This is a genomic window from Candidatus Binatia bacterium, assembly GCA_029243485.1.
Classification (GTDB): domain Bacteria; phylum Desulfobacterota; class Binatia; order UBA12015; family UBA12015; genus VGTG01.
This window is the reverse complement of record JAQWRY010000088.1, coordinates 1-12,143: the sequence shown is the minus strand read 5'-3', so window position 1 is coordinate 12,143 and position 12,143 is coordinate 1. Positions and strand designations below refer to the sequence as shown.

The 12,143-nt window shown below is 66.0% G+C and carries 8 protein-coding genes; 4 read left to right on the top strand and 4 right to left on the bottom strand.

The features are described from left to right. Positions 1 to 5: 5 nt before the first annotated feature. Positions 6 to 2,354 carry a CoA transferase gene (locus P8R42_28495; GenBank protein MDG2308538.1) on the bottom strand — a complete coding sequence of 783 codons (2,349 nt, stop codon included), beginning with the start codon at positions 2,352 to 2,354 and terminating at the stop codon, positions 6 to 8. Between the two features lie 72 nt (positions 2,355 to 2,426). Here P8R42_28495 and P8R42_28490 point away from each other — a divergent pair, with 72 nt between their 5' ends. Together P8R42_28490 and P8R42_28485 are read left to right on the top strand one after the other, a co-directional pair. Then, on the top strand, positions 2,427 to 3,245 hold the full coding sequence (locus P8R42_28490) for an enoyl-CoA hydratase-related protein (protein MDG2308537.1): 819 nt from the start codon (positions 2,427 to 2,429) through the stop codon (positions 3,243 to 3,245). A 505-nt stretch (positions 3,246 to 3,750) separates the two neighbouring features. Continuing rightward, positions 3,751 to 3,930 carry a hypothetical protein gene (locus P8R42_28485; GenBank protein ID MDG2308536.1) on the top strand — a complete coding sequence of 60 codons (180 nt, stop codon included), beginning with the start codon at positions 3,751 to 3,753 and terminating at the stop codon, positions 3,928 to 3,930. A 46-nt stretch (positions 3,931 to 3,976) separates the two neighbouring features. Here the strand turns inward: P8R42_28485 and P8R42_28480 are convergent, their stop codons facing one another. From P8R42_28480 to P8R42_28470, 3 genes are all read right to left on the bottom strand, one after another. Continuing rightward, a complete protein-coding gene (locus P8R42_28480) occupies positions 3,977 to 4,537 on the bottom strand; it encodes a hypothetical protein (protein ID MDG2308535.1) in 561 nt (186 codons plus the stop codon). Between the two features lie 437 nt (positions 4,538 to 4,974). Further along, entirely contained in the window at positions 4,975 to 5,847 is an 873-nt protein-coding gene (locus tag P8R42_28475) for an SDR family NAD(P)-dependent oxidoreductase (protein ID MDG2308534.1), read from the bottom strand. A 70-nt stretch (positions 5,848 to 5,917) separates the two neighbouring features. Continuing rightward, complete coding sequence (locus tag P8R42_28470) at positions 5,918 to 7,849, bottom strand: acyltransferase family protein (protein MDG2308533.1); 1,932 nt, start codon at positions 7,847 to 7,849, stop codon at positions 5,918 to 5,920. A 113-nt stretch (positions 7,850 to 7,962) separates the two neighbouring features. Here P8R42_28470 and P8R42_28465 point away from each other — a divergent pair, with 113 nt between their 5' ends. Both P8R42_28465 and P8R42_28460 read left to right on the top strand, forming a co-directional pair. Then, positions 7,963 to 10,977: a hypothetical protein gene (locus P8R42_28465; GenBank protein MDG2308532.1), complete on the top strand. Its 3,015-nt coding sequence runs from the start codon at positions 7,963 to 7,965 to the stop codon at positions 10,975 to 10,977. Then, a complete protein-coding gene (locus P8R42_28460) occupies positions 10,974 to 12,065 on the top strand; it encodes a HupE/UreJ family protein (GenBank protein ID MDG2308531.1) in 1,092 nt (363 codons plus the stop codon). The genes P8R42_28465 and P8R42_28460 overlap by 4 nt, the downstream gene beginning before the upstream one ends. The last annotated feature ends 78 nt before the right edge of the window (positions 12,066 to 12,143 follow it).

The window sequence follows — 12,143 nt, the reverse complement described above, 5'->3', positions numbered from 1 at the left end:
CCGCGTCACTCCACTCCGCCGGATTCTCTGCGGCGCGAGATCTCCGCCTCGGAGAGTCCGAGCATCTCCCGCAGAACCTCATACGTGTGCTCGCCCAGAAGCGGCGACGGGCGTCCATACGCACTTGGCGCATCACTCAACCGGAACCCATTGCGCTCGTATGGGGACTCGCCGAAACACGCATGGTCGAGCTTCTCGAAATGGTCCCGCGCCACGAGCTGCGGGTCCACCCCCACGTCGACGAAGTCCTGCACCGGAACCGCCTCAATCCCATCGGCCTGAAGGACCTCAGTGACCTGCTCTCGCGTCTTGCTCGCCGTCCACGCCGCGATGCGGTCCTCGACGTCAGCGACGCGCGCGAGCCGCGCCTCGGCGCGGGCCAACGAAGGCTCATCAATCCCGATGTGCCGTGCGAGGCGCTCCCACTCGTCGTCGGTCCAGATCGCGATCGCGACCCAGCGATCGTCACCAAGACACGGGAACGAGCCATGGGGAGCGGCTCGGTCCGATCGGTTGCCCGTACGCGGGCCGACGCGACCGTTGTTCGCGTAATCGAGAATCCACGGTGCGAGCGTATACTGCGCGGCCTCGACCTGCGCGATGTCGAAGTGCACCCCTCTACCGGTCCGTCGTCGATGCAGAAGCCCGGCCGCAAGCGCCGTCGCAGCGAACCGGGGCGCAAGGGAATCTGTGATCGTGCCGTACGGGCCCATCGGCTCGCGGTCCGGCCATCCCGTCACCGCGTTGTAGCCCGACAAGGCGGACCCCTGCCCGCCGAAGCCAGGATAGTTCCGGTGAGGCCCGGTCTGCCCGTTGAGGCAGGTGGAAACCATCACGAGGTCGGGCGCGTCCTTCGCGAGAGTCTCGTAGTCGAGTCCGAACCCGCGCATCGCGCGCGGCGCGAAGTTCTCCAGGACCGCGTCGGCCCAGTGAATCAGGCGCCGAGCGACGTCCACCCCGTCCTCGTTCTTCAGATTCAGCGTCACGCTCCGCTTCCCGGCGTTGAGGGCATCGAACAGCGGTGAGCCGTCGAGCCCGTGCGGACTCGAGGAGGCCCACATCGCGCGCAAGAACTCGGGGCGCGTCTTCGACTCGACCTTGATGACCGTCGCGCCGTGCTCGGCGAAGTAGCGAGCTGCGATCGGGCCGGCCGCTCCAGCGCCGAACTCGACGATCTTGACGCCATCCCATGCCCCGCCCTTACCGGCAGGCGTCCCGGCGGACCGACGTGGGCGCCATGCCGCCGGAGCATTCGCGCCCGGGGCCGGCGCACCGTGCGCAGCGTCGATGCTCGAGACCGAACCGTCCACACTTTCCACCGCGGCAAAGCGCATCGGGAAGCCCTTCAATCCATCGAACTCCCGGTACATCCCGCGCGACTTCGCCTGCACCGATGCGAGGATCTCGTGGGGAGAGTTCACCGGCGCGAGCATGAGATTCGTATCGCACGCCTTCTGGTACAACTCGATCATTGTCTTCGAGGCGAACAGCGACGTAAGCGGCGCCTGAAGCGCGGCGAGTTCCTCGTCGGTCGCCTTGACCTGATCGAACGTCTCCCAATCTCGATCCGTCCACGCGGGCGTCGCAAGACCTTCCTCGACGAGCATCGATGTGAGGGTCTGTAGGCTCGCAACCCGTGCGCGCCCACCGCGCAACCCGAAGCTCACAAAACCATCCTTCGTGTGCCAGATCTCGCGCGTGCGCCCCATCTGTGCGCCCATGCGGCGACCCGCAGGCCCACCGCGTGAGGCTTGCACCACGCCTGACATGTTCGCGACCGCGACCACTTCCTGCATCGAGAGATCGATCACCTGTGGTCGGCCCGACGCCAAGCCCGACAGAACCGCGAACGCGGCCTCCGGCCCGACGTGCGCGTAGGCCGAGGGCTCGGTGCTGCGCACCGGTGCGCGGTCCGGATCTCCGGTGGAAAACATGTTCCCTGACGCAGCCATCACGCCGAGGTCCGAGCCGCGCCAGCCCGCGCGCGGACCGGTCGCACCAAAGGCGGTCACCCGCACCCAGACCGCCTGGGGCGCGCTCGATGGATCCAGCGTAAACGCGCCAGGCCAACCCGGCGTTTCGAGAACGACATCGGCACCGAGCAGCAGAGCCCGAAGCTCGGCGGAGTCCGCCGACGCGACGACGCTCTTCTTGCCGGCGCTCCACGCCGCGAAGCGAAGCGAGCGGCCCCCCTCCCCGTGCGTCCCAAGAAGCGGCCCCACGATCCGCAAGGGATCCCCGTCGGGCGGCTCGATCCGGACGACCTCGGCTCCGAGATCGGCGAGAATCCTCCCGGTCATCGCAGCCGGCTCGCCAGCAAGGTCGACGACACGCACATCTGCGAGCAGCCTCATGCCGTCATTCGTAGCCCAGGCTGGCCCCGAAGACGACTGCTCTGTAAGCACTTGCAGACCATGGGAGGCACGATGTCCGAACAACAGCCGCACCTGCTCGTCGACAAGACCGACGGCATCATGACACTCACGATGAACCGGCCGGACGCGAAGAACTCGCTCAGTCCGGAGATGCTCGTCCGTATGGCGGAGGCTTGGTACGAATTCCGCGACACGAGCGATCTACGCGTCGCGATCCTCACCGGCGTCGGCGACGAGACGTTCTGCGCGGGCGGCGACCTGAAGCTTACGATGCCGCTGATCACCGGCGCACGCCAGATCGAAACCGATTGGGACGAGCGGCTCATGGGGAACCTCACCATGTTCACCGACGCGATCCTGCGCGGCTTCTACATCTACAAGCCGATCATCGCCGCCGTGAACGGCTACGCACTCGGCGGTGGCACCGAGATGACCAACGCCTGCGACCTTCGCGTCGCGGCAGAGCACGCGATTTTCGGAACGCCGGAAGCGAAGCGCGGCCTGCTCCCGGGCGGCGGTTCTCTGACGCGACTGCCGCGCCAGATCCCATACGCCAAGGCACTCGAGATCCTCATGATCGGGGATGACTTCACGGCACAGGAGGCCTTGCAGCTGGGACTCCTCAACTACGTCGTTGCGAAAGAGCAGCTGCTGCCGAAAGCACGTGAGCTCGCCGGCAAACTCGCTGAGAACGGGCCGCTCGCCGTGGCGAAGATCAAGGAAGGCGTCATCCGCTCGAGCGGACTCCCGCTCGCCGACGCGCTCAAGATCGAGGACGAAGTCTCCGCCGTCGTGATGACCTCCAAAGACGCCCGCGAAGGCCCGCGCGCGTTCAAAGAGAAGCGCAAACCGAACTTCACGGGAGAGTAGTACGGGGGCAGCATAGAGTGAATGACCACGCGCCCGATGTGCGCCTCGACATCGAGGCCTGCGGTGCGCTGTCGCGACTGCGCTGAACGTGTACTTTCTCGCTGTTTTTCCAGGCATCCGACTCGAGCCGACTCGACCGACGGGCGGACGTCTAAGGAGACCGCACCCGCTCCTTCGCGGTCACTCAACTTCGGAACGGCCACATATCGCCGTTCCCACAGTCCCTGAGGTAGCCCATGAACCTGAACTTCCGATACCTGAAGCGGAGCCCGGTCCTCGCTCGGACCACCCTGGCTACATTTGGCCTTCTTGCTACCCCCGCGGTGAGTGCCACCGGGCGGACGCAGTCAGCAAGTACAGCGCGAAGACCCAAGCCTCCGACGGAACCATCGAAGTCACGGCGACCAACGTCTCGGGCAACCTCGGCTGGGGCGGTGAGGGCGACATCAGGTCGTCGCAGCGCATCACGCCTCCGCGCAACTGCTCGATTTTCCTCGCCGACCCGGTGAGCACCTGCGAGATCTATCTCAAGGGATGCACACCGGGCCTGTGCGAAGAGACGGCGTCCACGGGTGAGGGCGGCGGGAGCAACAGCGACCTCGACGAGGTCCCGTCGATGCAGCTGATCAACGGCGTCGAGGTTCCCTACGTCCGCACGCCTCGCACACGGGCAACTGCGAACTGACCATCGACGACGAGACGCCGTGCACCGGAACCGCGGCGCCGTACCGCTATGCGGGCGGCGGCGCTGTGTCCTCCGGAACGAGAACCTTCTCCCGCAAGTTCGGGATCGTCCCGCCCAGGCGATGCGGGATGCAGGTCGTCAGGTTCTGCAACGTCTCATGCGAGAACGACGGTAGAACCTTCGCGACAAATTGCTCGATCACTTCGCAATCGCCGCGCGTGATGTGTTGCGGCGCCTTCTGCTGCACCTTCCTCTGCGGGGAGAGGTCGCGCTCGACCCACTTCGCCGCCACGACATCCGCAGCCCCCGGCTCCGCTGGGATCAACGTCTCGAACTTCAGCTTCAGGTTCACGGCCGGGACGGGGCGATACGGACCACCTGCGCAGCCGTACGCCGAGACCTTCATCCCGTCTTCGCGCGCGCCGAAGTAAACGAGCAGCGACTCGACCTTGTCCTTCAGGCCCTCGCACGAGTAGCTCGTCGTGAGTCCCTGGTAGCCGATCGTGAGTTCGTTCTGCTTCCAGACCGCGTCCAACGCGGCGTGAGCGGAGATGATGCTGCCGAGCACCAGCGCGGTCGAAACCGCCGAACAGAGCTTCCAATTCACGAGTCCGTCCTCCGTGGGTTGGGGGGCGTGGCGTTCGGCCCCCTCCTCCTTGGTGCCCGGGCCGCGCGAACCTTGCAAGTCCCGGGTTTGCGGCGCCAGCGCAGGCGCCGCAACACGATCCGCCGCCCGCGGACAGCAGATGACAATGTGTCTACGCAGAGAGACACTTTTCCGCACAAAAGACTCGCAACCCCACCTATTCCGGGCAATGGTAATTGGCACGGCCGTTGCTCCTCCCGAAAAAGGAAAAGGAGGCTGGGATGATGTTACAGACGATCTTGGTGGTTTCCGCGACGCTCGCGGCAGCAGGAGTAGCTTGGGAACTCGGCTCGCGGTTGGGCGAGTACCGTCGCCACCGTGGCTCAGCGGCGGTCAAGGCCTGAGTCCCGTTCGGCCACACGCCCTCGGGCACCTAGGAGCCTGACCCAAGATGGCTCCTAGCCCAACATGTCGAAGCCCTGATCCTCGGGCAGGAAGACAGCCGCTTCATTGTCCGCGATGTCCTGTGCGGTGAAGCCGTCCTTCCTCATGCCGGCCGGGCCCACGACTTTGAGTTCGGCCACGCGGCCCCCGCTCACGAAGAGGAACTTGCCACTCTTCGTACCCGAGAGCTCACTCACCATGTAGAGCACGGCCTGCGAAACCTTCGCCGGGTCCAACGACGCCTTGGCCTTCTCCGCCGCGTCGCCACCCATGAGATCTTCTGTGAGGCGCGTGAAAGCCACCGGAGCGAGACCCCATGCGCGGATTCCGTACTTGGTGCCTTCGAGGTGCAGACAGCGCGTGAACCCGGCGATACCCGCCTTGGCCGCACCGTAGTTGCACTGACCGAAGTTCCCGATCAGGCCCGACGTCGACGCGGTGTTGACGATCACGCCAGGACCGCCGCGCTCCTTCATGTGCTGGAAGATCGGCCGCGTTACGCAGTAGGTGCCGCGAAGGTGCACGGCGATCACCGCGTCCCAATCGGACTCCTCGAGCTTCACCAGAGTCTTGTCACGCAGGATTCCCGCGTTGTTGATGAGGATATCGACCTGGCCGAACGCATCGACTCCGGTCTTGAGGATTCCCACGCCGCCTTCCGTCGTCGCGACATTGTCGTAGTTCGCAACGGCCTCGCCACCCGTGGCCTTGATCTCCTCGACTACGCCGTCGGCCATATTCGAGCCACTGCCCTGGCCGTCCCGCGCCCCTCCCAGGTCATTCACGACGATCTTCGCGCCTTCGCCCGCGAGGAGAAGAGCGTGCGCGCGCCCGAGTCCACCCCCTGCGCCTGTGATGACTGCTACCTTACCGTCGAGAAGTCCCATGTCGTTCCTCCGTGCTTTCGAGTTTCGGGTTCCACTGCAGAGAACGATTCGGCGTAGGGGAACGCAAGTCCTACCGGCCCGCGGAAACTCGTCGTCGAATCTCTGGGCCGAGCGCCTCCGCGACGATCGCCGATGCCCCTGCAGCTCCGAAATGCGTCGAGTCGGGCCGCAAGCTCAGATCGAACTCCCCGCCGGGCCACTCCTCGACCAAGCGAGCGAGGTCGACGACGATCACCTGGTCTCGCCCGGCCGCCGCGGCATGAACGAGTTCGTTCAGACGGTCCTGCCGCGCAGGCCGCGCGGAACGCTGAGCGGTCCTCTGGCTTCGCCTTGGGCGGACCCCTATGTGGGGCGCCGTCAGCCAGACGACCGTCGCGCCCGTTCCGGTCAGCGCATCCATCGCATCCGCGATCCCAGCGGTGATGCGATCGTCCAGCGGCCGGTCCCCCAGCGCCAAGCGCTGCCCGTTCGCGGTGAACCGCCAATCACGCGACTCCCACGCGCCCGTCAGAACGATCGCCACATCGACGCCGCGCCGCGCCGCCGCGTTCGCCCAGCGTTCCGGGGGGTTTCGACACACCTCACGAACCTTCTTCCAACCTCCGCGGTTGTAGAGTTCGCCGGAACCGAGAACGCCGCAGCCGAGCTGCGTATCCCCTCGAACCGACCGGATCCCCGGTGTCGCACGAGCGAAGGTGCGGACTCCCGGTGCGAGCGAGAGCGCCGTAGAGTCGCCGAAGAGCGCCCACCGCTGCGGGCGCGCACCCGCCTCCTCCGCAACCGTCGCAGGTGAGGCAGGCGCGGCCAGCGCCTCGAGTCTCTGAGAGAACGGAACCGGGCTGAGCGCGAACGCCACCAGTGCCACGGCGCCAACCGCCGACGCGGTGACGAAACCGAACGACCGACCCGAAAGCCATCGCCGTTTGCGAATGGGCTCTTCGATATAGCGTGCGGAAAGCCCTGCGGCAGCCAGCGTCACGGTGACACGCAACAGAAGGAGCGCCCCGGCATCCAGCCCCGTACGCGCCGCGGACAACAGTACGAAGACCGGCCAGTGATAGAGGTACGCGCCGTACGAAACGCGCCCCATCCAACGAAGCCACGCCGGCGAAAGAAGCGCCGTCACCGCACCCGGTGTCGTCGCCGACAGAATGAGTACGGCCGACGCGACGGCGTACGCGGCAAACCCGCCGCCGTACAACCAACGGTCGTCGACTTCCGCGAAGGACCAGGCGGCGACGATCGCGGCCAGGGCCGGCACTCCGAACCATGCGGCAAGTCTCAACACCGTCTGCCACCGCCTCCGCACGAGGGCAGCCATTCCACCCAGTAGGATCTCGGCGGCACGTGTATCGCTTCCGTAGTAGATTCGGTGCTGGCCCTCGTCCGCGACGCCCGGCGCCAACGCGAGGAGCGTCGAGCCCGCCGTGAGCGCACCGAGCACCGCGGTCAGGCCCGGCACACCGACCCCGAAACGCAAAAGGGCCCCGACAAGGAGGGGGAAGAAGAGATAGAACTGGGCTTCGATTGCGAGCGACCAGAAGTGCTGCAGTGGGGACGGATCCGTGAAGATCAGCTCGTATGCGTACTCCGCCTGAACGAAGCGCCAGTTCACGAGGTAGGTGATCGCGGCCACCGCGTCGCCGGCCAGCCGCTCCTGTTGCGCGAGGGGAAGCCAGACCGGCGCGGTGAGAACCACCAGCCCGACGGCGAGAACCGCGGCGGGCATCAGGCGACGAAGGCGCCGCTCCCAGAACCCGCCGAGCGAGATGGCCCCGGTCTGCTCCTGCTCGCCCACGAGCAACGAGGTGATCAAGAAACCAGACAGCGTGAAGAACGTCGACACACCGAGGAAGCCCCCCGACATCCACGCGAAGTCCGAGTGGAAGAACAGCACCGCCACGAGGCAGACACCTCGGAGGCCATCGAGAGCCGGCTGGTAGCCGATCGCCCCGGCACGCGACTCGTTCCCCCCGGCCGCTGCGTTCTTGGCGACGCCCATCCCTAGCCTATATCGGCAGCAGCATGCCCGAAGCCACTGCTGCCATGGAAGATGCGCGGGGAGCAGTCACCGCCTCGCCCGCTTCCTCCTGGTCGGGTAGGCTCTGCGGTTCCATGCGGAAGGTAGCCCTGCACGCCCTCCTGATCGGCCTTCTTCTCATAGGGGCCTCGACCAGCCCCGCCCACGCGGAGACGGTCGGCATCAAACTCCGATTCGGTATCACGGACACGGAGCCGACGAACTGGACCGGCAGACTGACGGTCAAGCCGGGCATCACCACCGGCGTCCGCGGATGGCGCTTCGATAAGAAAGATCAGACGCTCGGAACGAACGGTTGGCGGGCCGCCACGAGACACATGGGCGGGAAGCGGCGCACCAACAAGCCCGAGAAGGAGCGCACGGTCGAGGGCCCGCCCCTCGACAACGGCGTGATCGTGACCCTTCACGACGTGACGCCGGACTCTCGGATCTCCGTCACCACCAAGCAGGGGGACTTCGAGTTCCTTCTGCGCGACCTGCCGTTCGGCACCTACCGGACGGAGCTCGAGGGCGCCGTCGAAGTCGAGCGAACGGCCAGCGCCCAGCAACTCACCTCCGCGTTGTCCGAGGACGACTTCCCTGCCGCCGCGATCGACGCGCGGGGCCGCACGAACCTGGCATGGGTCCGCTTCACCCCTTACCGCCCAGGCAAAGCGCGCGTGTTCGAGCTGCAAACAGCGCCGGCCGACTTCGCGGTCTTCGCCGAGCCACCCCTCGGCGATCAGGTAATCCTCGAAACGTACACGGCTACCGGCGACCCGACGTACGTCACGATCACCGAGCCGGGGCGTGATGTCTATCGGTGCGCGACTGCAATCGACGGCAGCGGCCGGATCTGGGTCGTGTGGTCCGAAAAGCAGGGGCCATTTTTCGAGGTCTGGGCGCGCCCGGTGAAGGACGGCGTCGCCGCTGCGCCGATACGTCTGTCGACCGGAGCCGGCAACGCACACTCCGCAGTGGCCACGACCGATGCGAACGGACGCGTCTGGGTCGCGTGGCAGGCCGTTCACGACGGTGTGTTCCGCGTCCGCACCCGACACCAGACCCCCGACGGTTCGTTCAGTGACGAAGAAGACGTGAGCACGCACGCCGGCAGCAGCTGGGCGCCCGCCATCTCAGCGACACCCACGGGAGCAAAGGGCACAGCCCGCGTCGCGATCGTGTGGGATACGTACGAGAAAGGCGACTACGACGTCTGGCTTCGGGAGTACGAGATCGACGGCAAAACGCGCGACGCCGAAGCCGCGGCGAATAGCCCGAGGTACCAGGCGCGCGCGTCGTCGACGTACGACCGAGAAGGCAATCTCTGGATCGCCTGGGAAGACGGTAGCGCGACCTGGGGCAAAGACGCCGGCGCCCTCGTGAAAGGAAAGGGCTCGGGCCTCCTCGAGAATCGTAAGATCGGACTCATCATCCGGACATTGGACGGGCGCTGGGTCGAACCGTCCGGCGCTCTCGCCTCCGTGATGCCGACGAACCGCGCCATCGTCATCCCCAAGCGCGGATCTGGCGAGCCCCTGTCGGAAGCCGCCCGCGCCGCCCTGCCCTACCTGAACAAGCCGTATCACAACCTCTCGAGACTCGCATTGGATTCCACGGGACGCGTCTGGCTCCTCTTCCGCAGTCGGGCGATCGACTTCCGACCGACGGTCGGTTCGATGTGGTTCGAGTATGCCGCGTTCTACGAAAACGGATCCTGGACCGGACCCATCCTGATTCCGGACAGCGGCAATCTGCTGTACAGCCTCCCCGCCGTAGTAGCACCGCCAGGCGGCGGACTCCGGCTGGTTTACGCGAGCGATCACCGACAGGAGCGAAAAGCCAGGCGGGTCACCTACCAGGGCGACCTCGACGCCACGCACGGCCTCAGCAACCCGTGGGTCAACGATCTGTTCATGGCTCGCCTGGATGTGCCGAAGCCACCCGAGGCCCCGACGTTCAAACCGGCCGCCATCCAGCCCAGCGCCGCCCCCAAACCGTCAGACGCCACAAAGAGCGAACGCGCCGCTGCCCAGAAAGCGCGCGATGCGACCGCGACGGTGCGCGGGTCAGAGTGGAAGCTCCTGCGCGGCGAGTTCCACCGCCATACGGAACTCAGCTCCGACGGCGGCTCCGACGGCCCGCTCGAAGACATGTGGCGCTACGCGATCGACGTTGCGGCTCTCGATTGGGTCGGCAACGGCGATCACGACAACGGGCACAATCGCGAATACCCCTGGTGGCTGATTCAAAAGACGACCGACGCGTACTACATCCCCGGCCGCCTCACGACGATGTATTCGTACGAACGAAGTCGCCCGTACCCGGAGGGACATCGCAACGTCATCTTCGGCCGGCGTGGCATTCGTCCATTGCCGCGCCTCAAGCTGGCAAAGGAAGACGCCACCGGTCCAGCCGCCGACACCACAATGCTGTACCGCTACCTCCGGCAATTCGGCGGAATCAGTGCCCCGCACACGACCGGCACGAGAATGGGCACCGACTGGCGCAATCACGACAGCGAAGTCGAACCCATCGTCGAGATCTACCAGGGCTCGCGAAACTCGTACGAGATGCCAGGCGCCCCCCGCACGGCCACGGGCCGCCTGGCCAAGGCCGAGCGCAAGAAGGGATTCGTCTCGGTCGCCCTCGAAAAGGGGCACCGACTCGGATTCATCTCCAGCAGCGACCATCACTCCACGCACATCAGTTACGCGATGCTCTGGGTCGACGAGCCGAGCCGTGAGGCCATCCTCGCCGCACTGAAGGCACGACGCGTCTATGCGGCGACGGACGACATCATTGCCGACGTTCGCATCGGCAGCGGGGACGAAGAGCACTTCATGGGCGAGGAGTTCACTTCGGCCAAGCCCGCGAAGCTGCGCATTCGCCTCGACGGTACCGGGCCGTTCGCCAAGGTCGTGGTGGTGAAGGACGGCAAGGAAGTCCACACGTACACACCAGGCGACGACCCGTCGGTCCGGCACGAGTGGACCGACCCCGAGGTCACTCCCGGAACGACGAGCCACTACTACGTGCGCGGCGAACAAGAGGACGGCGAGTTGGTCTGGACCTCTCCTATCTGGGTCGTCTACGAAGGTGAGACATGAGGTGCGGGCCCGTCACCCTGGCCGTGGTCCTCCTGTGCGCGCCGCCGGCTGCCGCCCATCAAGAGGATACGAGCTACACGCGCATCCACCTCGAGGCGGAGCAGGTGACGACAGAGGCGACCTTCGATCTGCACGTCCTCAGCCGCATCGTGGAGATCGACCGTGACGGCGACGAAGCCATCTCGCGCGAGGAGCTGCTCGCCGCGGCACCGATGGCGCAGGCGTATCTCCAAGACCGGATTGGCCTCTCGCTCGACGACGGCCGTCCGGACCTCGGCACCCCGCAGCCGCCGGTGTGGCCGGACGAAATCTCCTCGGCCGACGCCATCGACTGGCCGCAAACGCTGATCGACTTCCCTTTCGTTCGCGCGATCGACGACCACCCGGACCTGGTCACGCTCGCATACTCTACGTGGCCGGAGCTCGGTTCGAGCCACACCAACCTCACGAGCATCGAGCAGACGGGCTATGAGCGGCTCGAGATCGTCTTTTCGCAGACCGAACCCGACTACGACTACTTCACCGAGGCGCCCGCCTCGCCCTGGAGTCAGTTCAGCCGATTCGTTCGACTAGGGGCCGAGCACATCTGGGCCGGCCTGGACCACGTGCTGTTCCTCGTCGCGCTGCTCGTCATGAGCCGACTCTCCCAACTCCTGCAGATCATCACCGCGTTCACCGTCGCACACTCGATCACCTTGGCCCTCGCGGTGCTCGAGATCGTCGAGGTCCCTTCGCGATTGGTCGAAGCCGGGATCGCCGCCACGATCGTCTGGGTCGCATACCAGAACCTTCGTGGCCGAGGAGGCGCTCATCGGTGGCGCCTCACGTTTGCGTTCGGCCTCGTCCACGGCTTCGGATTCGCCGGCGTACTCCGCGAACTCGAACTCCCCGCCAGCAGCCTTCTCCGCTCGCTCGCCGGATTCAACATCGGCGTCGAACTCGGACAAGTCGCTCTCGTCACGCTCCTATTTCCCGTCTTCGCCCTCCTGACCCGAACGCGGTTCGGTCAGCCGGCGATCGCAGGGGTCTCCGCCGCCGTCGGCGTCGCCGGCGTAGTCTGGGTCGTCGAACGCGTCTTCGCGCCGTGACGATGCACTCGGTGCACTCGGGGACGTTGGTTAGTCTCGCGATTTTTGTTTTGTGGGGGTGGTACTTAAGCTTGGTTC